Source organism: Gordonibacter urolithinfaciens, assembly GCF_900199375.1.
Classification (GTDB): domain Bacteria; phylum Actinomycetota; class Coriobacteriia; order Coriobacteriales; family Eggerthellaceae; genus Gordonibacter; species Gordonibacter urolithinfaciens.
Genome location: NZ_LT900217.1, coordinates 2599604 through 2621805, shown reverse-complemented (window position 1 = coordinate 2621805; position 22202 = coordinate 2599604). Strand labels below are relative to the sequence as shown.

Genomic DNA, 22202 nt, shown 5'->3' with positions numbered 1-22202 from the left:
CGCTGCGGTTCTCGTTAATATAGGATTATATCCAATAATCGCGGAATGCCAGCAATAAGTTGGCGAAAGAGGGAGGCGCTCGGCTAGGCGAGCTTCGAGGCGTCCACCGCCACCAGATGGCCGTGCTCGTCCTCGAACACGCACAAGCTGCCGTCACGGCTCTCGTACAGGTTCCGGAACCGCGCGAACCGCTCGCGCCCCGGCTGCTCGGCGCGGCTGCCAGCCTCGTCGGGGACGACCCCGCCGCAGGCCGCCGGCTCGCCCGCCGCAGGAGCAGCCGTCGGCTCGGGCTCGGGCTCGGGCTCGGGCTCGGGCTCGGAAAAAGCCTCGCATGCCCTCTTCATCGCTGCAACGGCATCTTCCCCCGGCGTACCGGCGGGGGCGTCAGCAGCTCCATCAGCCCCTCCATCTGCGACAGCAATCCCTCCAAGAGGGGCCTCCGGGGGTAGGGCGGGTTCGAACAGCGCCTCTTCCTCGGTTTCCGTCGCCTCGTCGGCGCGCCCCTCGGAAGGCTCGGCCGCAACCGGGACGTCACCTATGCGGGGAATGCGCGGTAAATCGATGGGAAGCTCGGTGGTCGAGCGCGGCACGATGCGCGAGGGAGGCTCTTGCGGGTCGAAGGCAGCGGCCTCGTCAGGCATCTTCGACCGGAAGGGGGCGCCGCCTTCGTCATCGAGCCTTCTGGACGCCTCCATCAGCTCTTCCAAAGACAGGCCGCCGTCGGCCATCCCAGATTCGGGTCTCTCGATGCAGATCGAGAACGTTCCCGGGAGCTCGATCGGCTGTGTCTCGCCGTCGGACTCGCAGGCCGCGCGGGCGGGCTCGTCCGCGCGGCCAGCCTCGCCGCGCGAAGCGGATGGCGAGGGGCTCGCGGCGCCGGAGCCAACCGGTGCGCGCGATGCATCGATAGCCGCCTGGGCGAGGCCGCCCTCCACGATCTTCACACCCGATGCCATCACGCGGCTCTCGGGCGGCGCAGGATCGATGCCCAGGCGCGTGGCCAGCGACAGGTTCGATTGGGCGATAGACACCAGCTCGGCGCCCAACTCGGCCTCAGCCGCCCCCTTGCCCTGGAGCTGCTTGCCAATTTCGAGCACGCGCCCCCAGGATATCGCGTCCAGATCCTCTTTCAACGACGCGACCTTGTCAGCCTCGCGGGCGATGCGCTTCTCTGGCGTGTTACCGAACAGCATGGCTTCCTTTTTTGCAAGCGGTGGATTGTACCGACGTTTGACCAGTATAGCACGCAACTCAAACCGGCAAAGCCCCCCTTGCTTTATCCTTGGCAGCCAACGAGCCGCGGTTGAGGGCCCCGGAAGGAGCGCTGCAGCACCGGATAGGCGGCACGCGCGCCGCAACGCGACCGCGCCAAGCAGGACGCGGCACAACACGGGCAGCGGCCCGAGCTGCCCGGACCGGACGCTAGTAGATCACGCGCCAGAACACGAGGCCCTGAGCGGGGGCGTTCTCGCCAGCCGCCTGCCGGTCGCGCGCTTCCAGCACCTCGCCCACCCATGACGAGGGTCGCTGGCCCTTCCCCACCATCACGAGCGTGCCCACGATGGTGCGCACCATGGAGTGCAGGAAGGCGTTGCCCACCACCTTGATGGCCAGGATGTTCTCGCCGAGCACCGTCTCGGGGTGGAACGATATCTCGCGCACGTTGCGGTTCGTGGGCTTGCCCACGGCCGACGCCGCCATGCAGAAGCTCTTGAAGTCGTGCTCTCCCAGCAGGTGCTGGGCGCCGGCCTCCATGGCCGACACGTCCAAACCGCCCGGCACGAACCACGAGAAGTCCTTCATGAAGATGGGCGCCGTGCTGTCCACGCACAGATGGTAGTGGTACTCGCGCGCCTGGGCGTCGAAGCGGGCCGAGAAGCCCTTCTGCTTCGGCTCCACCTCGCGCACCGTGATGGCGTCGTTCGTGAGCGCGTTGAGCGAGCGGCGCAAAGAGGGCAGCGACCGCCCGGCAAGGTCCACGTCGTCAACGTCGAAGCTCACCACCTGGCCGAGCGCGTGCACGCCCGCGTCGGTGCGGCCGGCGCACGTCGTGTCGATGGGCCGGCGGAACAAGAGCTCGAGAGCCGCCTCCACGTCGCCCTGAACGGTGAGCTGGCCGGGCTGCCGGGCGAACCCGGAGAAGGGCGCGCCGTTGTACGAGAGGGTGAGCGCGAGGGTGTGCTCGCGCACGGGGCGCTCTCCATCGGCGGCGGCAGGAGCTCCCACAGCGGATCCGGCGGGGCGCGGTTCGGTATGTCGAATAGTCTGAGTCATGATGCGCTCCATCATAAACGAAACCGGCCGCCCTGCGAAGCGCGGCCGGTTTCCGCTTGCCAAACTGTAATGAAACGCCGAGGCGCGCAGCCCTCCCGCTACGACGCGCGGCTCCACACCGGGCGGCCGAACAGGTCCTGGATCTCCGAGAGCATGATCTGCGAGCGGGCATCCACCGTCACCGGCAGCTCGGCGCGGAACTTGCGGCCGTCGCCCTGACTCACGAACAGCACCACGCCGTCGCGGCCGGGATAGGACTTCAGGATGCGGTTCAAGCGCTGCGACGTGGCCTGGTTGAAGTCCGCGGACGACACCTTCAGCTCCAGGTGCGAGGGACGCGCGTCGGCCTCGTTCAGCTCGATAGCCTCCACCTCGAACGCCATGATCTGGTTGCCGCGGTCGCTGTGCTCGAACTTGCCCTTGATCTTGACGATGGCATCCTCCTGGATGGCCTCGGCGTTCTCGTCGTACTTGAAGCAGATGCACTCGATGTGCCCCGTCGTGTCCTCCAGCGTGAACGTGGCCATCTTCGTGCCGCGCTTCGTCAGCTTCGTCACCACGGTGGATATCATGCCCACGAACGTGGCGGACTTGATCTCCTTCGTGCGCTCGGCCAAGTCGCCCAGCTGGAACTTCGTCATGCGGGCGATGGTGCCCTCGTACGGGCGCAGGGGGTGGTCCGAGACGTAGATCTTCATGATCTCCTTCTCGTAGGACAGCAGCTGGCGCTTGGGCCACTCCACGCCGTCGGGCTCGGGCACCTCTTCCTCGAACCCGGAGTCGGGATCGTCGCCGAACAGGTCGAACATGGACACCTGCCCGCGGTCGCGGTCCTTCTGGCGCTTCGACGCGCTCTCTAGAAGCGGCGTCTCGTCCACGAAGTACATGAGCTGCTTGCGCGTGTAGCCCGTGGAGTCGAACGCCCCGCCCTTGATGAGCGCCTCGAGCGTCTTGCGGTTGTAGCACTTCGCGTCCAAGCGGTTCACGAAGTCGTGCAGGCTCGTGTACGGGCCGTTGGCCTCGCGCTCCTCGATGATGGCCTCGGCCACGTTCGCGCCCACGCCGCGCACGCCCACCAGGCCGAAGCGGATGCCGTCGTCGGTAGGCGTGAACTCCGCGTTCGAGGAGTTGATATCGGGCGGCAGCACGGGCGTGCCGTTGTGGTTGCAGCTGGCAATGTAGCGGATCAGGCGGTCGGTGTTGCCCATGTAGGACGACAGCACGGCTGCCATGAAGTCGTTCGGGTAGTGCGCCTTCAAATACGCCGTGCGCATGACCAGGATGGCGTATGCGGCCGAGTGCGATTTGTTGAACGCGTACTTCGCGAACTTCTCGGCGTCCTCCCAGATCTGCTTGGCAATGGCCAGCGAGAAGCCGTTCTCCACGGCGCCGTTGTTCCAGTCCTCCTGCAGGGCGCGCATGACGTCGAGCTTCTTCTTGCCCATGGCCTTGCGCAGCTTGTCGGCCTTGCCGGCGGAGAAGCCGCTCATGGCCATGGAGATCTGCATGATCTGCTCTTGGTAGACCATGGTGCCGTACGTCTCCTCCAAAATGGGGCGGAGGCGTTCGTCGTAGTAGTGGATCTGCGTCTTGCCGCTGGCCACCTTCACGTAGTCGTCCACCATGCCGGACTCGAGCGGGCCCGGGCGGTTGAGCGCGATGGAGGCGACGATGTCGGAGAAGCGCGTGGGAGGCAGGCGCGCGAACAGGCTCACGTAAAGGGCGCCCTCAACCTGGAACAGGCCGTCCATGTTGCCGGACTGCATGAGCTTGAACGCGGCCTCGTCGTCGACGGGAATCTCCTCGGGCACGACCTTCGTGCCGAAGCGCTGCTCGATGTTGCGGCACGCGATGGTGAGCACGTCGAGCGTGCGCAGGCCCAGGAAGTCCATCTTCAGCAGGCCGAGCTCCGGCGTGTAATGTCCGTCGTACTGGGTGATGATGCCGCCGCCCTTGGTGTCGCGCTTCATGGGCACGTGGTCGGCCATGGGGTCGCGGCAGATGATGGTGGCGCAGGCGTGCACGCCCTCGCCGCGCACGTGCCCCTCGATGGACTTCGCGGCGTCGATGACGGCCTTCACGTCCTCCTCGGTCTCGTACGCCTTCTTGAGGTCGGGGTTCGTGGCAAGCGCCTTGTCGATGGTGATGCCCAGCTCGTCGCCGATCAGCTTGCAGATGCGGTCGCCGGTGCTGTACGGGTAGTCCAGCACGCGCGCGGCGTCGCGCACGGCGTTCTTCGCCTGCAGCGTGCCGAACGTGATAACCTGGGACACGTGGTCCTCGCCGTACACGTCCTTGATGTGGTTGATGACCTCTTCGCGGCGTCCCTGCTCGAAGTCGACGTCGATATCGGGCATCTCCACGCGCTCGGGCGACAGGAAGCGCTCGAACAGCAGGCCGTTGGACAGCGGGTCGAGCGCGGTGATGTCCATGGCGTACGCCACGATGGCGCCTGCGGCCGAGCCGCGGCCCGGGCCCACGCCGATGCCCTGGCTGCGCGCCCACTCGATGTACTCCTGCACGATGAGGAAGTACGCCGGGAAGCCCTGCTGGATGATGATGCCCATCTCGTAGTCGGCGCGCTCCTGCGCTTCCTGCGGCACCGGGCTGCCATAGTGCTTGACCAGGCCCTCCTGCACGCGGCGACGAAAGTAGCTCTCCTCCGTCTCGCCCTCGGGCAAGGGGAACCTCGGAAGGATGGAATCGCGCTCCAGCACCACGTCCACCTTCTCGGCCACCTCCACCGTGGTGTCGCAGGCTTCGGGGAAGTCCTTCAGCGCGGTGCGCATCTCCTCCTCGGTCTTCATGTAGAATTCGTCGTTCTCGAAGCGCATGCGCTTCTCGTCGTTCACGGCGGCGCCCTGGGCCACGCACAGCATGTAGTCCTGCGCCTTCGCGTCTTCCTTCGTGAGGTAGTGGAAGTCGTTCGTGGCGATGGTCTTCAGGCCGGCGGCCTTGGCCACGTCGGTGAGCATGTGGTTGAGCTCGGTCTGCGTGAAGCCGGCGTCGGTGCGGATGCCCTGGTTCTGCAGCTCGATGTAGAAGTCGCCCGGCTCGAAGCAGCTGGCGAACTTGTTGGCCCACGCCACGGCGTCGTCGAACTGGCGGTTGTCGAGCAGCTTCGGGATGATGCCGGCAATGCAGGCCGACGAGCCGATGATGCCCTTGCCGTACTTCTGCAGCATGGAGAACGTGGTGCGGGGCTTGTAGTAGAAGTTGTCGACGTGCGATTCGCTGACCAATTTCACCAGGTTGTGGTAGCCCTCGTTCGTCTTGGCCAGAAGCAGCAGGTGGTAGAGCTTCGGCTTGCCGTCGCGCTTGAGCTCCTCGTCGGTGGTGAAGTACACCTCGCAGCCGTAGATGGGCTTGACGCGCTTGCCGGTCTCCTCCTCTACCTTGTCGCACATCTCGCACAGCTGCGGCACGCCCGACATCACGCCGTGGTCGGAGATGGCCACGGCCGGCATGCCGAGGTCGGCTGCGCGCTTGACCATGTCGTAGATGTGCGTATGGCCGTCGAGCAGGGAATATTCAGTGTGGTTGTGCAGGTGGACGAATGCCATATCTTGTGCCTCTAATCAGTCAGAAATGCGCTTGGTGGTGTGTTCTGGGTGCGTGCGCAGCGTGTCATGGTGTCGTTGCCATTCTAGCAGCATTGGCCGACGGGCACCGCCCACAAACAGCGAACAAACGATGGTTTTTGCGCGAACGCGAGAACGTAGAGGATCGAAACAGAACCCGGACGGTGGCGAATGATAGCGCCCAAGACAATCAGCCATCTACCATCTTGAGAATATCACCCACTTGACAGTCGAGAACCTCGCAGAGCCTTGTCAGCGTGCTCTTTCGCAGCGCGAGGAAATCCCCTTCGTCGATCCTCGCCAGAATACCAACGGATATGCCCACACTATCGGCCACTTCCTCGGTCGACATACCCTTTCCCTCGATAACGTCAACGAGGCAGCACTCCATGCGCATGCGATCAACACTCCCCCGTTCTCGGTCGCACCATCTCCGTTACTGTGGCGTACTTACACCACACCCTATCCATTGTACCCCATAACCTGTACCTCATGGAACCATTTGACCGACAGGCCCAACTCGGGAAAAGAATCGCAGAGCTGCGCGAAGCGCAGGGTCTCTCGGTGCGCCGTCTTGCGTTGATCGTCGGAACCGGCTACTCCCATTTGGCCAAGATCGAGAAGGGCCAAGTGGACGTGCGTTACTCGCTTCTCCATCGGATAGCATCGGGATTAGGGGTAAAGGTCGGCGACCTCGCCGACGACTCCGAGCAGGAAAGCAGGCAGTAGCCCCGATCGCATCGCTTTTACTGGCATAGGCGTTTTCGCCGCATCTCAAGCGGAGAAGGCCAACGCTTGCCTTTCAAGCCTTATGGACTATGCGCATAGACGCGGACGCGCGTAAAGAGCATGCGCGCCCGCGAATCACCCCTCGACAATGATGTTGTAGGGGACCTCTTGGTCGCCCAGCTTGAAGAGCAGGCGGTAGGTGCCTGCGGAGGTGCCATCGGGGACGGTGACGGTGATTTTGACGGCGTCGACAGTCGCCGTCAAACCGACGGTGTCCTCGTAACCTGCATCAGTCTTCTTCCGAGCGCCCACTGTGATTGCCTCGCCAGCCGATGCCTTGTAGTTGGCCGTGAAGGAAAGTGCGCTTCCCGGCTTCACGATGCGGCTCGAGCCCGCGTCAAGGGTCACGGACAAGCTGTACGATGGATTCTCCGAGACGGTGTAGGCTGCCTCCTCCGCAGAGAGGGGAGCCGCATTGCCCGCGTTCGCGCCCGTGGGGAGCACCTGAGCGGAAAGCGTGTGCTCGCCACTCGTGAGGCCAGTCGTATTCGTCGTGTCCATTACGAACGACGTCGCGCTGCCAAGCGGGATGGACACCTTGCCGTTGACGGGGTAATACTCAGCTTCGCCAACCCTGAACACCGTGCCCTCGGGGAAGACCTCGCCCTCTCCCGGGGAGAGCACCACCGCCGCCCCGTCGGCGAAACGTGTGTCGCTGCCCGCCTTCAAGCTCAACTCGAACTCGTGCGTCCCTCGGGACAACCCATCACCGCCAGCAGCTTCGACGGTGGCTGTCGCAGCCGAATTATCCATCGTGAAATCGGCTCCCACGCTGTCGGCGCTCGTATCGGTTCGCATGCGCAGACTGTAGTCCCCCGCGCCAGGCTCCGATGCCGAAGAGCCGAAATCGACGATGACCGTCACGGTGCCGCTGAGGCTCCCTGGCAACTCCGAATCATTTTCCATAGAGGTGAAGCTGCTCAAAAGAATCCTGTTTTCGGGCTCAATACCCTTCATCTGGCAACGGTAAAATCTCCCGTCGTTGAGCAGCGTGAATTCCGTGCCAGAAGGCAATCCAACCGATGTGCCTCCCGTCTTCTGTAACTCGATCCACGATGATCTTGATTGCAGGGAACTTGAGAGTTCGAAAACGGCGGTCAGAGAACTCTTCTGCGAAATCGCAAGGGCCTCTGTCTGGGAAAGCCCATTGTATTGCCGCCCCGCCCCAACCTCAACCGACTTCACGGCGGACTCTTCCCAATGAATCCGCAGCGTCACGGGAACCTCCTTGCCTTCCGTTCCCTCTTCCTTGAGCGTGAGCGTGACGGTATCGAGCGGCTTCGGGGCGAACCCTGTCGCGTTCGACAAGGTGAACTTGATGGGGGCATCGTAGCGGCTGTCCGTAGTTCCGATGCTCACCGGATCCTTGAAGCTTCCCAAATCGCAGGGGTCTTCCATGGAACCCATCGTTGCCCACCCTTGATCTTGAACCGTTTGCATGGTGAGCGCAAAACTGTTGTCAGTCAGGGCTGCGCCATTCGCCACCAACGCGGCGCTCCCCTTGTCAACCCCCGTCAACGACAACTCCCGCTTGGCTCCTGAAGGAATATAGAGCGTACCGGTGTAGCTGCCGGTTTGCGTTGCGTACAGATCCATCTCAAGCGAGGATAGACTGGTAGTTCGCGTGACGATCTGCACGTTCGCCGTGGTCGTCTCCTGCTTCCCGTCTGCGTTCGTGCGCTCAAGCACCACCGTGACCGTTCCCAGATCCTGACTGGCGGTGATGCCCCCATTGAAGTACGTGAGATAGAACTCGATTTCGGGGATCGTGTTATCACCCGAAACGGTCCCGGTGATCGGGGTGCCGAGCACGGTATTCGCGCCAGATGTCATCGACTTCTCAGAGACGACCTTGCCAGCGCCCGCGACTTCCGAGAACCCGCTACCGGGTGTCATGAAAAGCCCGAACGTGTTCAGGGGCGAAGCCTTGACAGCCTCCTTTTGATCGCCAAGATTGACTTCCTCCCCGCCGCTGGCGGCGTTGTCCTGCGAAGTCTTCCACGTCGCATCGTCCTCCTGCCCCGTTTTCGCAGCTTCCACCAGCTTGAGCGAAGAATTGGAAACCCCGACGCTTTTCACGGTGTAGGTGGATCCCTTCTCCGCCGGGGGAAGGTCGATGACGCCCTTCGCTACCGAGAAGCCCTCGACGTCTGCTCCGCTGGCCTGCGTCCGAGCGGTCAGGACGGCCTGGCGCACCACGTTGGCGGTCGCGCCCTCTCCGCGTACCTTCCAGTAACGGTATGCGGATTCGACATCCGTGAAGCCGATTGCCTTACCGTCCTTGTCCACGAACCCGCCGTCAGTATCAGTATCGGTCGGCGAGATGCGGGCGTAGACAAAACCCGCAGTTGAAGCCCCTGCCAGCAACCTCGTATAGCCCCTCACCGGTCCGTACGTTTCGACGCCGTCTTTGGCGGTGAAGGAGACGCTCAGCTTGGTGCCGGTGTCCAGCAGCAACGTGTTCGAGGGGCTCCCGGTCGTTGTCTCAACCCCCTTTTCATCCCAGCTGCGGAGCGCGGCCAACTCCATGGCGGGCGATTCGAGAATGAGCGTGCTGCGGTCTTGGAGAACGAGGCCGTTTACGAAGGACGGCACATCGGCCTTGTCGTGATCGCCGATGCGGTTGAGGGAGTACAGGGCCGTCGTGTCGATGTTGGCCACATCCGACTGCCCGGTGAGCTTCACGTGCGAGTTGATGATCGACACCCTGTCGGCCCTCTGGATGGCGGACAGGGTGCGCGTGACCTCGCCGTCGCCGCCCGCAACGGCATTGCCGTAGTTCTTGAGGGTGACCAAGCGGGTCTTGCCCGCATCGCAGGAGGCGCCGCTGCCAAATACGCCTTTGCCGAGAGTCATGCTGTTGCTTGTGCCGATAGCGGAGGTGTCGTAACCATCGCCATCGATGTACACGTGCGAAGTGCCTTCCACGGTGATGGTGTCGTAGTCGGTTCCCTCGCCGCCGAAGTCGCCGCCCGCGTAGACCGATCCCTGAACGGACAGCGTCGAAGCGGTCAGCTGCGGGATCTCTCCCGAGTGCGCTTTGTAATACTCGCAGGCCCCAAGGGCTTTTTCGCCAATATGCAGATGGGTGGAACCGTGGACGGTGCCCTGGTACCCACCTCCGAACACGTTACGACCCACGGTGCCGCCCACCAGGTTGGTGATCACCAGATCGGGAGTCGTACCGTCGTCGGCTCCGTCGTCGCTGAATTCGCTGCCTCCGTATACGTTGCCGCGCACCCAGCCGCCCGTCATGTTGACGGTGGAGCCGCCCAGCACGAACACCTCTCCCGCCTTGCCGTAAGCGCCGCCGTACACCGAGCTGTTGACGGTGCCGTTCTGCACGTTCACCGTAGTGGAGCCTTTCACCGCGCCTTCCTCGCCGCCGCCATACAGGTTGCCCTGCACGGTTGCACCGGACAGCGTGACAGAGGTGGAACCCTCCACATCCGACACCTTGCCGCCACCGAAGACCTTGCCCTGCACTGTGCCGCCGGACAATGCGACGGAAGCGGAGCCGAGCACATCGGCGACGTCGCCGCCGCCGTAGACGTTGCCCTTAACAATGCCGCCGGCGATGTTGACTTCAACCTTCGAGTTCTCGGTCACGCGGGCGCATTGCTCATACCCAGGGTCTACGATGCCCTTGCCGCCGCCGTAGACGTTGCCGGTGACCGTCCCGCCTTCCACGTTGATGGTCACGTTGCCGTCCAGGTAGGCGTTGGCCTTTGTCCCTTCATAATTCGTTGATCCTGAATAACCCTCACCGCTCGCGTAGATGTTCGCGACTACGGCATTGCCCGAGACGGTAATAGTCTCATTTCCCGAGAAGCTTCCGAATTTTTCAACATCCTTCAATTCGGTCTGATCAGGGTTGAAACTTGTCTCCCACCCTTTGCCGGCGGCAAAAAGGTCGGTAACCTCACCGTTGCCCGCTACGGAAACACTCACTTTGGAATCTTTGAGCACGTATGCGGCAGAACCGGAGCCATAAAGCTTCTTCACTTTCCCGCCCGTGATACTCGCATCAAGCTCACCTGAGAAAGTAGGAACGCTCCTATCTCTGCCGGAGCCTGCGCAATAGAAGTTATCGACCTCGCCGCCCTCTACCCGGATTTTTGTACTGCCGGAATACGGGGGTAAAACGTTGGAGAATCCTTGATTTCCGCCAAGGAGCGTTGTAACCTTTCCACCTTTGACGTTGATGCCCACGTTGGCGTTCTTGATAGCGCCATTAGCACTACCGGCCACAAGCAAGTCAACATCAGCGTTGCCCTCCACAGTGACGGATGACGATCTTCCAGTGCAGTCAATTCCCAAGCTCTGGCTTCTAATGTAGCCGTTAATGCGCACATACCGTCCGCTTTTCACCGTGATATTCGCAGATGTGCTGTCGCTGCCAAAAGTACTATTGCCGTAACCGTAAAGGTAAAGCTTGGGCGAAGTCGGTTTTGTATTGACGCTCTCGCCGATGGTGAGGTTGAACCCGTTCGCGTATATGTGGTTCCCCCCGTGAGAGTGGCGGGCACGGGACGGTCTCCGAAGATGCCTTCCCCATTTCCGTTATCTCCTTCCGCACTCCTCAAGCGCTTGTACTCACCGACGATAACGATGCGGTTGGTCCACACCCTTGCGCAGCGACTCGACCGTGATGAAGCGGTGCTCGCTCACGCGGATGCCTGTGCTGCAAATGGCTTGGATCAGCAGGCTCAAGCGCTCCTTCTTCTTCAACTGGGCAGCCCTCACCAGCCGCTTGTACTCAACCAGCGAAAGCTCGCGACGGTGCTCCCGGAAGGTGGATCGCTGCACCTTCACCAGCTTTACCCGCAAATCCTCTCGCTTGCAGAAGCGGAAGAACTGGTTTATCGCCACCAGCATGCTGTTGACGCTGATAGTTTTGTACTTCTCCAACAAGCATTGTTTATAATCGAGGATCATCTCCTTAGTGAACCCCACCTCGCCGGGAAAGTGCGCGAGCAGGGCCCGCACGTCCCTCGAATACTTCTCGATCGTGTTCGGCGATCGCTCTTCCTCAATGAGGTGCAGTTTGAATCTATCCAGCTGCCCCTCGTTCAAAACCGGTATCTCCATCATGCTCCTTTTCGGGATTCAACGTTGCCCCGAGTGGGGCCACGCTACTTATATCACACCGTTTCGAACGCAAGGGGAGGTTGGCTGGAACGGGAGGAGGATAAGGCGGAGCGTAGGGAGACGCGCACAGGAGGATACCGGCGAAGCGCGACGCTCGACAGGGGTCACGATGCGGGGACCGCCGAAGGTTGGCTATAATGGGGAAAAGATCGTGCTCGGCAAGGCCGTAGAGCGCAAAGGCGCGGAAGCGCCCGCGAAAGGAGAGGAACCATGATCGACTACCCCCTGCTTGCGAAGGATCGCGAGCTGTCCGCCAGCGAGGCGCTCGAGGTGCTGGAAGCCGGCGAGTTCTGCGTCGTGTCCACGGTGGACGTGGACGGGATGCCCTACGGCGTGCCGCTGTCCTACGTGATGCTGGACGGCGCGCTGTGCTTCCACACCACGAACAAGGCCGGGCACAAGCTGGACAACTTCGCTCGCGACGGCCGCGCGTGCGTGACGGTGGCCACCGAGGTCGAGCCCTGCTACGAGGACGACTTCTTCACCACGCGCTTCGCCTCGGTCATCGCGCGCGGGCGGGTGCGCCGCGTGGAGGACGGCGCCGCGATGCGCAAGGTGCTGGTGGCGCTGTGCATGAAGTACCTGCCCGAGCACAAGGACAAGATCGGCGAGGGCATCGCCCGCGAGATCGACGACACGGCCATCTGGGCCGTCGACCTCGAAGAGGTGCGCGGCAAGGGCGCGCGACGCCTCGGCCGGTAAGGAGGAAGGTAAACGATATGCAGAAGTTCATCGCGGAGGAATCGTTCTGGGAGCTGTTCCCCGACGCGGCCATCGGCATCTTGGTGGTGCGCGGCATGAAGTCGGCCAACGACGTGCCGGCCGAGGACGCGGCCGCCATCGCGAAGCTGCTGCGCGAAGCCAACGCCACCGCCGATCAGCACCTCACCAGCAACACGATCTCCGAGAACGAGGTCGTGCGCGTGTGGCGCGAGGCGTTCCAGAAGTTCAAGACGAAGAAGGGCGCGCGCTGCTCGGTGGAGAACCTGCTCAAGCGGGTGCTGAAGGGCAACCCTGTGGGCTCGATCACGCCGTCGGTGGACATCTACAACGCCGTCTCGCTGAAGTACGCCTTACCCGTGGGCGGCGAGGACGTGGACTCGTTCGTCGGCGACTTCCGTTTGGGCCTGACCGAGGGCGGCGATGCGTTTTTGCCCATCGGCGAGGACGCGGAGGATCCCACGCTTCCCGGCGAGCTCTGCTACCGCGACGACGAGGGCGCCGTGTGCCGCTGCTGGAACTGGCGCGACGGGCAGCGCTCGGCGCTCAAGGACGATTCCGCGAACGCCATCCTGGTCATGGAGTGCGTCGATCCCACGCGCCGCGCCGACCTGGAGGCGGCGCTCGACGAGTTCGCGCAACTCATGGAACGCTACCTGGGAGCGACGATAGAGACGCGCGCCATCGCAGACCGCGCGAACCCCGAGGTGATTATCGCCGGATAGGTTGCCCCGACCGCTTCTCGCGGGTCGACCGGCGCTCGACCCGGAAGAGACGACCGCATGACAAGGCCCTGTCCCCCTGTCATGCGTGTCCCCCTGTCATGTGTCCCCCTGTCATGTGTCCCCCTGTCATGATGCGGGTTCGCCGAAATGGGCGATCGGGGGAATCACCTCTACAAGAACCTCTCGATTCCTACCTTTTGACACTCTACGAGAACGCTCTCCATAGCAGCTCCACTCAGCGAGCATTGTTGCCGCAGCTCCTCAGCCCTCACCCGCGGGGCAGCGGGGTGCCTGGCGGGCTGAAGGCGGGAACGGCGGCGGGGTTGTCGTTCAGGCGCGCGGCGAAGCGCGTCTCCATGATGCGGTTGCGCTCGCCCCATGTGGCGCCCGTCACGGCGTCGATGACCTCGTCGATCTCGTCAGGCGACGGGGACGCCAGCTTCTGGCTTAGCGCGCGGCCGTCGTAATCTGCCATGTCGCTCCTTTCAAACGCGGGGAGCCGGCTCGCGGCCGGCTCCCTCACCTTATCAAAACCCGAACCGCAGCGCCTAGGCAGCCGGCGCCTGCTTCGCCGCAGCAGCAACCTCGGCGGGGTTCTCCTTCACCAGCAGCCCGGCCAAACCGCCGGCGGCCGGGTCGGACAAAAACGCCACGATCACGATGGTCGGCCAGAACTGCAGGCACAGGCTCACGAACCGGTCGAACAGGTTCGTGCCCATCATCTGCCCGGTCATGGCGCTCATGGTCTGCACCTCGCCCACGCCCGTCATGAAGGCCGTCATGACGATGCCCAGCACGAACATGATGAGCGTGCTGAAGAACACGTTCTGGATGAGCCGGAACGCCACGCTGCCCGGCTTGGCGTCGTAGTACACGGCGCACGCCGCGGCGATGCGCGCCAGCGGGATCACAGCCGTGACCACGAACGAGGTGACGAACGCCACGCCGAAGCTCATCAGGTAGAACACGGGGTCGATGTGCGGCATGCCCTGCATGATGGTCAGGCACAGGCACAGCACCGCCGCCACGATGAACGAGAAGAACAGGCCGTACACGATGTAGTACTTCTTGGAATGCATATCCGCTCCTTGTCCGCGGGCCCGCACGAGGCGGGCCCGCCGCGTAAGCCCCTTTACGCCACCACGAACAGCGTCTTCTGCTTCACGTCCATGCGCTGGGACAGCTCGTCGATCGAGCCGAACTCCAAGCACTGCGACTGGCAGTGCTGCACGCAGGTGGGCACCTTTCCCAAACCGCGGCGCGCGGCGCAGGTGTCGCACTGCTTCGTGGGGATGGGCAGATAGCTGAACTGCCAGTTCTCGTCGGCCTCGTCGCCGATGGCCCACGGGCCGATCTTCACCACTTTGATGCCGGTCTCGCCCACGGGCAGGCCGTGCTCCATCTGGCAGGCCACCTCGCAGCTGTGGCAGCCCGAGCACCACTGCGCATCGGCCAGGATTCCGTACTTAGCCATGGTCTATTCCCCCTCTTCCACTTTGTAGATCTTGCAGATAGAGCTCTTGTAGTTCGAGCCGAAGCCGCTCTTGCCCGGGATCCACGGCAGCGTGTTGTTGATGTTCAGGTCGAACACGTCGTAGAACTTCTCCGGGTCGCCCTCGGGGAACCACCAGCCCTGGTCGCACGACACGATGCGGCGATCCATGACGGGCGTGAGCTTCGCCTTGCGCTTCGCGCGGCCCATGGGGCCCTCCATCCACACCCAGTCGCCGTCCTTGATGCCGTACTTGGCGGCCGTCTCGGGATGGATCTCCATGAGGGGCCACGGGCGGTAGTGGCGCATGCGCTCGATCTGGCGATGCTCGGAGTGGAACATGCCCCAGGTGCGCGCGCCGCTCGTCATGACCAGCGGGTACTCGTCCATGAGGTCCGGCGTGGAACCGGGGCCGGGCTCGGGCTCCTCGAAGTAGGGCAGCGGGTCGAGGCCGGCCTGGTTGTAGAAGTTGCTCCACAGCTCGATGCGTCCCGTGGGCGTGTTGAAGCCGGGCTGGCCGTCCTTGCGCAGCTTGCCCGTCTTGTAGCGGTAGTACTCGATGGGCTGGTAGGCCGGGGCCACCTGCTGCAGCTCCTCGAAGCTCATGTCGGTGGGCTTGAGCATGTCGGTGAACATCTCGTCCACGTTGTCCCACGGCCACGCCTCGGGGTTCCAGCGCTTGCCGAGCTCAAGGTTGATCTGCATGTCGCTTCGGCACTCGCCCACGTCCGTCACCTTGTTGATGGTGGAGCCGCGCTGCGCGCCGGATACGAACGCGATGCCGTTGCGCTCGGGGAACGTGCAGGCCGGCAGCACCACGTCGGCCAAAGCGGCGATGGTCGGCGTCTTGAACAGGTCCACCACCACGATGAAGTCCAGCTTGTTCAGGGCCTTGTACAAACGCTGCGGGTCGGCGCCCATGCAGGCGATGGGGTTCGTGGTCTGGAGCCAAGCGCCGTGGATCTCGTACGGCACGCCCGTCTCGATGGTCTTCACGGTCTCGTCGGGCTGCGACACGGCGAACCCGAAGTTGTACAGCGGGTAGTCCTTGATGCCGATGCGCTTGGCCTCCTGCTCCGGGCCCAGGATCTCGCGGCCCCAGCCGCCGGCCACCGACAGGATCTCCGGCGCCACGATCATGCCGCCGGGACGCTCCATGTTGCCCGTGATCTCCCAGAGGGCGAGGATGGCCTGACCGGCCGGCATGGCCTCGCGGGTCATGTCAACGGCCACGCCCCACTGCAGCGTGGAGTTCTTCGCGTTGCCCAGCATGCGGGCGGCGGCGATGATCTTCTCCTCGGGCACCCACGTGATCTCGCTCACGCGCTTCACGTCGAACTCCTTGGCGCGCTCGGCCAGCTCGTCGAAGCCGTAGCACCAGTTGTCGACGAACTCGTGGTCGTAGAGGTCCTCCTCGATGATGACCTTCATCATGCCCAGCGCCAGCGCCGCGTCGGTGCCGGGGCGCACGCGCAGGTGCAGCTCGGACTTCGAAGCCAGCCACGTAACCTTCGGGTCCACCGTGACCAGCTTCATGCCGCGCTTCATGAGGTCGATGACCCAGTGGCCGTAGAAGCCCTCGATGTTCGACTTCAGCGGGTAGTTGCCCCACACGAACATGACCTCGGGCACCTCGTAGTCGGGGTGGTCGTAGCGCTCGGGGAACTGCTGGGCGGCGTCGGGGATCCACGGCGCGCCCGTCGTGGCGGCCATGCCGGCGATGCGCGGCAGGTAGCACGCCTGGCCCGAAAGCAGGCCCGTGTAGTTCGGGCTGCCGAACGACCAGGACAGGCGCGTGATGTACGCGGCGATGTCGCGGCCGGTGCCCTGCGCGAAGATGACGGACTCGGCGCCGTACTTCTCCTTCATGGCCATGAACTCGTCGGTGATGAGGTCGTAGGCCTCGTCCCAGGAGATGCGCTCCCACTTGTCGAGGCCGCGGTCCTCGCGGGCGCGCTTCATGGGATACTGCAGGCGCTCCTTGTGGTGCGTCACCTCGGGCACGTCAAGGCAGCGCATGCACAGGCGGCCGTTCGTCCATGGGTCCTCCGGGTCGCCCTCGCACTTGGCCAGCTTGCCCTCGGCATCCTGGTACATGATGACGCCGCAGCCCAGGTGGCAGCCCGGGCCCGTCCATGCGCAGCCGCGCGTGACCTGGTAGCCGCCTTCCTCGTACTGGAACGGCTTGTCGTGCTGCACGGTTCGATACTCCTCAGCCATACCTTGCCTCCTCGTCCTTTCGTCTCGGATGCACCCGCCCCGCTCTCTGCGGGAGGTGGCCCCGAGGGGCCTCCCCGTCCTGTTCCCCGGTTTCGGGTCCCCGGGCGGCGGCGGTGCCTTTCCTTGCCACGATCCTAGAGACCGTTTATCATGGGCGCCATCGACAAATCGTCTGGTTTCTTCGGAGGGGCCTCGGCGATATGCGGGAGGGGGCCGCGCGAACGCCTATGGAAAAAAGTCTGAATAGCTGCGAAACACCACGTCAGAGCGTATCTCCCACCATGCTTCTCACCATGGTGGGAGGCATGGCGCTCTTCTGGACCTGCTTCTTCGCCATGCTCATGCGCAACTCGTTCTTGGATCCCGGCATCGACCGGCTGTGGTACCACTTGGCCCTGCGCATCGCGTTCTTCATCGGTTTCGGGGCCTGCTGCCTCACGATGTCGCGTGCCCCCGAAGGGCTGCCGTCGCCCCGTGCACGGCGGGCCATGACGGGGTTCGTGGCGGCGTTCTGCGTCATCGCCGCCGTGTCGCCCACGGCCTATGCGGCGCTCGGCATGCCGTTGCCGCTCGCCTTCGACCTCGCGGCATGGGGGCTTTCGGGGGCCGGCCTGGGATGCCTTCTGTTCAGCTGGATGCCCGCGGTATCGCGCCTCGACGAGCGGTCGGTGGCGCGCTGCATGGCGCTCTCCACCGCCTGCGGCGGCTTCCTCTACCTCATCATCAACCTGCTGCCGTCCTACTTCAGCATCGTCATGCTCGTGGTGTGCCCTCTGGTAAGCCTGGGCGTCGAGCGCGTGGTGGCGCACGAGGCGGGGCCGGACGAGGGCCTGCGCATACCGCTGGCCGTCTCCCAGGAGAAGGCGGGCCTCTCGTGGGCGTTCGGCGTCATCTACCTCGTGTACGGCATCGTGTTCGGCCTCGGAGCCGGTTCTATCACGCAATTGGCCGGCGATCCGCTGCTGTTCGCCGGCATCGCCGGGTTCGCGTTGGCCGGCGCGCTGGCGGTGCTCGCGTTCATGCACCGCTTCGCCGGGCGCATGCGCCAGATCGACGTGCTGCGCATGGTGTTCCCGTTCCTCGTGGTGTCGCTCGTGTCCATGACGCTGTTCACCGGGCCGGTGTACGCGCTGTCGAACCTGCTGCTTTTGGCCGTTTACGTGTTCCTGGTGGTGGTGAGCATGGCCTTCGAGGTGCACACGGCGCACAACCGGCATGCGGCGCCCCTGTACTTCGTGGGAATGAGCCAGGGCGTGCTCGGCGCCGGGATGGCGGCGGGCTTCGCGCTGGGTTTGCTGCCGGCGGCCACCGGCGCCACGAACTACGCCGTGCTCTCGGGCGTCGCGCTGGGGCTGGTGGTGGTGCTGGCCGCGTTCATCACGTTCGCCCCGAGCCGCCGTCCTGCCGACGACGACGATGCCGCCGAGGCTCCCGAGCATGAGCACGAGCAGGGCCGCTGGAAGGCCCGCTGCACCGTGATGGCGCGCGAGGCCAAGCTCTCCGCGCGCGAGACCGAGGTGTTCTTCCTCATGGCGAAGGGCCGCGGCATCGAGCACATCCAGAACAAGCTGTGCATCTCCAGCCACACCGTGAAGTCGCACACGTACAACATCTACAAGAAGATGGGCATCAACTCCCGCGAGGAGCTCCTCGACGCCATCGAGGCCGCGAACCCCGACGACGCATAGGGGTGCAACCGGATAAAAGGTTGCTTATTGTATAGCGAACGGTATATACAATAATCCTCTATCCTGCTATGCTCCTCGCAAGCGAAAAGGAGGCTTGCCATGGAACCCATCTATCCCGTCACCGCCCTCCAGAAGAAGCAGGGCGAGGTCAAGGAAGCCGCGCGCAAGGGAATCGTGCGCATCACCGAGAACGGCGCCGGCGCGTTCGTGTTCTGCTCGGAGGAGGTGTACGAGCAGAAGATGAAGGAGGTAGCGGATCAGGCCGCCTACGAGGCCCTTGTGGCCGCCGCTTTGGAACGCGGTTTCGCCGACATAGAGGCCGGACGATGTTACGAGGGTGCAGAGGTGGCGCGCGAGGCAGCGCTCAAGCTGAGGAGAAAGCATGCCTAAGGTCATCATCTCGGAAGAATTCGTCGAGGCGACAGCCGAGGTCTATTCCGAGCGCATGTTCAACGATCTCTACCGATTGGTGGAAATGCTGGAAGCTCTTCCCGAACTCGGCTCAACCGAACTTCCCTACGCCATCAAGAAGCGCTTCGGGAAGGACTGCCGAAAAATTGTTATCGCACCGTTCGATATTCTCTACCGATACGACAAGGTAGAAGACACCGTGTATGTTGCAGCTTTGATCCATCAGCGGAGAGTGCACTAGCAACAGCGAACATGAAAGGAGGGGGACAGCCAAGCTGTCCCCCTCCTCGGTTGGTACCCTTGTGATGCGGCGGCGCGCTATTTGGCAGGTGCGCCTTCCGCCACGCGCAGCTGGGTCTCGTACCAGGCAAGACGCGCCCGGGACGTCTCCAAGATGGCGCCGTAGGACTCCACCTCGGGATCGTCGGCATGCTTCGCCTCGAGCTCGGCGACGCGCTCCCGCATCCCGTCGGCCTTCTTGCGGACCGCCTCCACGTCGATGCTGTCCGCATCGACTCCGAAGCGCGCAAGGACGGTCAAACGGTCCGCGTACACCTGCGTTGCACCCTCGTAGAGGGCGAAACGGCGCTTCTCGTTGCCGGCGGCATCCATCCAGAGCGTGAGGACGCCGGGGCTGTTCTTGGCCACGAGCATCTCATGGCCGCTCAGCACGCCGTAGTTGCCCTCGGAACCCGGGACGTCCGCGTAGGCGATCTCTCCCGAGAACAGCTCGCGCGTCGGCGTAGCCACCATGCAAAGCAGATTAGGCATGAGCTTCTTCCTTCGTCATTTCCTCGTAGGCCGCGTACACGTCCTCGATGGCGCCCTTGTACACGAAGCACTGCTCGGGGATATGGTCGCACTTGCCGTCGAGGATCTCGGCGAACGAGCGGATGGTATCCTCCATCTTCACGTACTTGCCGGGGTTGCCGGTGAAGACCTCGGCCACATGGAACGGCTGGCCCAGGTACTTCTGGATCTTGCGGGCGCGGTTCACGACGAGCTTCTGCTCCTCGGAGAGCTCGTCCATGCCGAGGATGGCGATGATGTCCTGCAGGTCCTTGTAGTTCTGCAGCACCTCCTGCACGCCCACGGCCACGCGGTAGTGCTCCTCGCCCACGATCTCCGGGTCGAGCGCGCGGGAGGTGGACTCCAGCGGGTCGACGGCCGGGTAGATGCCCAGCTCGGCGATGGAACGGGACAGAACCGTCTTCGCGTCGAGGTGGGTGAACGTCGTGGCCGGCGCAGGGTCGGTCAGGTCGTCGGCGGGCACGTACACGGCCTGCACCGAGGTGATGGAGCCGGTCTCGGTGGACGTGATGCGCTCCTGCAGGTCGCCCATCTCGGTTGCCAGCGTGGGCTGGTAGCCAACGGCGGAGGGCATACGGCCGAGAAGTGCGGACACCTCGGAGCCGGCCTGCGTGAAGCGGAAGATGTTGTCGATGAACAGCAACACGTCCTGGCCCTGGTCACGGAAGTACTCGGCCTCGGTCAGGCCCGCCAGGCCCACGCGCAAACGCGCTCCCGGAGGCTCGTTCATCTGGCCGTACACCAGGCAGGTCTTGTCGATGACGCCGGACTCGCTCATCTCGAGGAACAGGTCGGTGCCCTCGCGGGTACGCTCGCCCACGCCCGTGAACACCGACGTGCCGCCGTGCTCCTGGGCCAGGTTGTTGATGAGCTCCTGGATGATAACGGTCTTGCCGACGCCGGCGCCGCCGAACAGGCCCGTCTTGCCGCCCTTGACGTAGGGCTCGATGAGGTCGACGACCTTGATGCCAGTCTCGAAGATCTCCGTCGTGGTGGTCAGCGTGTCGTAGTCCGGGGCCGGGTGGTGGATGGGCATCCACTCGGCGACCTCGGGCATGGGCTTGCCGTCGACCGGCTCGCCGATCACGTTCCAGATGCGGCCCAGCGTGTTCGGGCCCACGGGCATCATGATGGGGTTGCCGGTGTCGACGACCTCGAGCCCGCGCACCATGCCGTCGGTGGACGACATGGCGACGGTGCGGACGAGGTCGCCCGGGAGGTGCGTCTGCACCTCCAGCACAGTCTTCACTTCCCCGATGGGGGTCGTTGCATCCACGGTCAGGGCGTTGTAGATCGCCGGCATTTGATCCGGCGGAAACTCAACGTCGACAACAGCGCCGACGATGCGGACAATGCGTCCGGTCGCGCCCGTGGCCGATGCAGTGTTCTTGGTTTCAGCCATTTATTCCTCCAAAGCTGCGGCGCCGCCAACGATCTCCGAGATCTCGGTCGTGATAGCGCCCTGGCGCACGCGGTTGTACACGCGGGTCAGGGTGTTGACCATCTCGTTGGCGTTGTCGGTCGCCGACTTCATTGCGGTGCGGCGCGCGCCCTGCTCGGCAGCCGCCGAGTCGATGAGCGCGTAGTAGAACGTGTTGCGCAGGTAGGCGCGCATCAGATAGTGCATGACCGATTCGGCATCGGGCTCGAAGTCGATGTCGCCGGGCAGGTGGTCGAGGTCCTTCTCGCGGAAATGCTCGAAGTAGTCCTTCTCCTTGGGAGCCAGGCCCAGAAGCTCGGCATAGCTCGTGGTGTTGATGGGCAGCACCTGCTGCTCGATCAACCGCTGCTCGGCCGCGTTCTTCGCATGGTTGAACACGATGATGACCTCGTCGAGCTTGCCCTCGCGGTAGCTGTCGCCGGCGAACTGCGAGATCTCGGCCGCCTCCTCGTACGTCGGGTCGGCCGAGAGGTCGCGGAACTCGAAAATCGGCACGATGTTGCGATAGCTGAAGTACCCGATGGCCTTCTTGCCGCAGGCGACGATCTCGACCTCGATGCCCTGGCGCTCCTTCTCCTTGATGAGCTTCTCGGCATGGCGAAGCACGTTGCTGTTGAACCCGCCGGCAAGCCCGCGATCGGACGCGATGACCACGATCAGAGCGCGCTTGACCTCGTCATGCGTGGCGAGCAGCGGCTCGGAGTCGAGCGGTGCGTACTTCGCCGTGGAAATGAGCATCTCCGAGATGGCGCTCGCCCACGGAAGGGCGTTGTACACCCGCTCCGAGGCGCGGCGGATCTTGGCGGCCGCAACCATTTCCATGGTACGCGTGATCTGCTTCGTCGAGGAGACGGAGTTGATGCGCCGTTCTATGTCGTGAAGGTTGGGCATGGTCTACCT

General features: G+C 63.7%; 19 protein-coding genes. 6 read left to right on the top strand and 13 right to left on the bottom strand.

The window, feature by feature from the left end:
- Positions 1 to 83 precede the first annotated feature (83 nt).
- The 4 genes from BN3560_RS14770 to BN3560_RS11155 all read right to left on the bottom strand — a co-directional run bounded on the left by BN3560_RS14770 (position 84) and on the right by BN3560_RS11155 (position 6207).
- Complete coding sequence (locus BN3560_RS14770) at positions 84 to 1193, bottom strand: hypothetical protein (RefSeq protein WP_231897387.1); 1110 nt, start codon at positions 1191 to 1193, stop codon at positions 84 to 86.
- 229 nt (positions 1194 to 1422) lie between these two features.
- Complete coding sequence (truA, locus tag BN3560_RS11165) at positions 1423 to 2274, bottom strand: tRNA pseudouridine(38-40) synthase TruA (RefSeq protein ID WP_096228102.1); 852 nt, start codon at positions 2272 to 2274, stop codon at positions 1423 to 1425.
- A 98-nt stretch (positions 2275 to 2372) separates the two neighbouring features.
- Entirely contained in the window at positions 2373 to 5837 is a 3465-nt protein-coding gene (gene dnaE / locus BN3560_RS11160) for a DNA polymerase III subunit alpha (protein ID WP_096228101.1), read from the bottom strand.
- A gap of 208 nt (positions 5838 to 6045) precedes the next feature.
- Complete coding sequence (locus tag BN3560_RS11155) at positions 6046 to 6207, bottom strand: helix-turn-helix domain-containing protein (RefSeq protein WP_197702187.1); 162 nt, start codon at positions 6205 to 6207, stop codon at positions 6046 to 6048.
- Positions 6208 to 6347: 140 nt separating this feature from the next.
- Here BN3560_RS11155 and BN3560_RS11150 point away from each other — a divergent pair, with 140 nt between their 5' ends.
- Positions 6348 to 6584, top strand: coding sequence for a helix-turn-helix domain-containing protein (locus BN3560_RS11150; RefSeq protein ID WP_096228099.1), 237 nt, complete (start codon positions 6348 to 6350; stop codon positions 6582 to 6584).
- 135 nt (positions 6585 to 6719) lie between these two features.
- Here the strand turns inward: BN3560_RS11150 and BN3560_RS11145 are convergent, their stop codons facing one another.
- Together BN3560_RS11145 and BN3560_RS11140 are read right to left on the bottom strand one after the other, a co-directional pair.
- Positions 6720 to 10856, bottom strand: a complete 4137-nt coding sequence (locus BN3560_RS11145) for a hypothetical protein (protein ID WP_123649883.1) — start codon at positions 10854 to 10856, stop codon at positions 6720 to 6722.
- A gap of 384 nt (positions 10857 to 11240) precedes the next feature.
- Entirely contained in the window at positions 11241 to 11738 is a 498-nt protein-coding gene (locus tag BN3560_RS11140) for a site-specific integrase (RefSeq protein ID WP_197702186.1), read from the bottom strand.
- Positions 11739 to 12005: 267 nt separating this feature from the next.
- Between BN3560_RS11140 and BN3560_RS11135 the strand changes: the two genes are divergently transcribed.
- A complete protein-coding gene (locus BN3560_RS11135; protein ID WP_096228096.1) occupies positions 12006 to 12497 on the top strand; it encodes a pyridoxamine 5'-phosphate oxidase family protein in 492 nt (163 codons plus the stop codon).
- Between the two features lie 17 nt (positions 12498 to 12514).
- Entirely contained in the window at positions 12515 to 13240 is a 726-nt protein-coding gene (locus BN3560_RS11130; RefSeq protein ID WP_096228095.1) for a B3/B4 domain-containing protein, read from the top strand.
- 268 nt (positions 13241 to 13508) lie between these two features.
- Here the strand turns inward: BN3560_RS11130 and BN3560_RS11125 are convergent, their stop codons facing one another.
- The 4 genes from BN3560_RS11125 to BN3560_RS11110 all read right to left on the bottom strand — a co-directional run bounded on the left by BN3560_RS11125 (position 13509) and on the right by BN3560_RS11110 (position 16952).
- A complete protein-coding gene (locus BN3560_RS11125; RefSeq protein WP_096228094.1) occupies positions 13509 to 13715 on the bottom strand; it encodes a hypothetical protein in 207 nt (68 codons plus the stop codon).
- Between the two features lie 73 nt (positions 13716 to 13788).
- Positions 13789 to 14319: a hypothetical protein gene (locus BN3560_RS11120; protein ID WP_096228093.1), complete on the bottom strand. Its 531-nt coding sequence runs from the start codon at positions 14317 to 14319 to the stop codon at positions 13789 to 13791.
- A 53-nt stretch (positions 14320 to 14372) separates the two neighbouring features.
- The gene (locus BN3560_RS11115; protein WP_096228092.1) at positions 14373 to 14714 is read right to left on the bottom strand and encodes a 4Fe-4S dicluster domain-containing protein; all 342 of its coding nucleotides are present in this window, start codon (positions 14712 to 14714) and stop codon (positions 14373 to 14375) included.
- Between the two features lie 3 nt (positions 14715 to 14717).
- On the bottom strand, positions 14718 to 16952 hold the full coding sequence (locus BN3560_RS11110) for a molybdopterin-dependent oxidoreductase (RefSeq protein ID WP_096228091.1): 2235 nt from the start codon (positions 16950 to 16952) through the stop codon (positions 14718 to 14720).
- 305 nt (positions 16953 to 17257) lie between these two features.
- Between BN3560_RS11110 and BN3560_RS11105 the strand changes: the two genes are divergently transcribed.
- The 3 genes from BN3560_RS11105 to BN3560_RS11095 all read left to right on the top strand — a co-directional run bounded on the left by BN3560_RS11105 (position 17258) and on the right by BN3560_RS11095 (position 19292).
- On the top strand, positions 17258 to 18640 hold the full coding sequence (locus BN3560_RS11105; RefSeq protein WP_123649884.1) for a helix-turn-helix transcriptional regulator: 1383 nt from the start codon (positions 17258 to 17260) through the stop codon (positions 18638 to 18640).
- Between the two features lie 99 nt (positions 18641 to 18739).
- Positions 18740 to 19030 (top strand): hypothetical protein, encoded by a 291-nt coding sequence (locus BN3560_RS11100; protein WP_096228089.1) that lies wholly within the window; start codon positions 18740 to 18742, stop codon positions 19028 to 19030.
- Positions 19023 to 19292: a type II toxin-antitoxin system RelE/ParE family toxin gene (locus BN3560_RS11095; RefSeq protein ID WP_096228088.1), complete on the top strand. Its 270-nt coding sequence runs from the start codon at positions 19023 to 19025 to the stop codon at positions 19290 to 19292. The genes BN3560_RS11100 and BN3560_RS11095 overlap by 8 nt, the downstream gene beginning before the upstream one ends.
- 77 nt (positions 19293 to 19369) lie before the next feature.
- On the opposite strand, the gene BN3560_RS11090 is transcribed toward BN3560_RS11095, so the two are convergent.
- The 3 genes from BN3560_RS11090 to atpG are packed head-to-tail and all read right to left on the bottom strand — an operon-like array spanning position 19370 to position 22193.
- Positions 19370 to 19822: a F0F1 ATP synthase subunit epsilon gene (locus BN3560_RS11090; RefSeq protein ID WP_096228087.1), complete on the bottom strand. Its 453-nt coding sequence runs from the start codon at positions 19820 to 19822 to the stop codon at positions 19370 to 19372.
- Complete coding sequence (gene atpD, locus BN3560_RS11085) at positions 19815 to 21263, bottom strand: F0F1 ATP synthase subunit beta (RefSeq protein WP_015540406.1); 1449 nt, start codon at positions 21261 to 21263, stop codon at positions 19815 to 19817. Before atpD ends, BN3560_RS11090 begins: the two co-directional genes overlap by 8 nt.
- A complete protein-coding gene (gene atpG / locus BN3560_RS11080; protein ID WP_087191458.1) occupies positions 21264 to 22193 on the bottom strand; it encodes an ATP synthase F1 subunit gamma in 930 nt (309 codons plus the stop codon).
- Positions 22194 to 22202 lie beyond the last annotated feature (9 nt).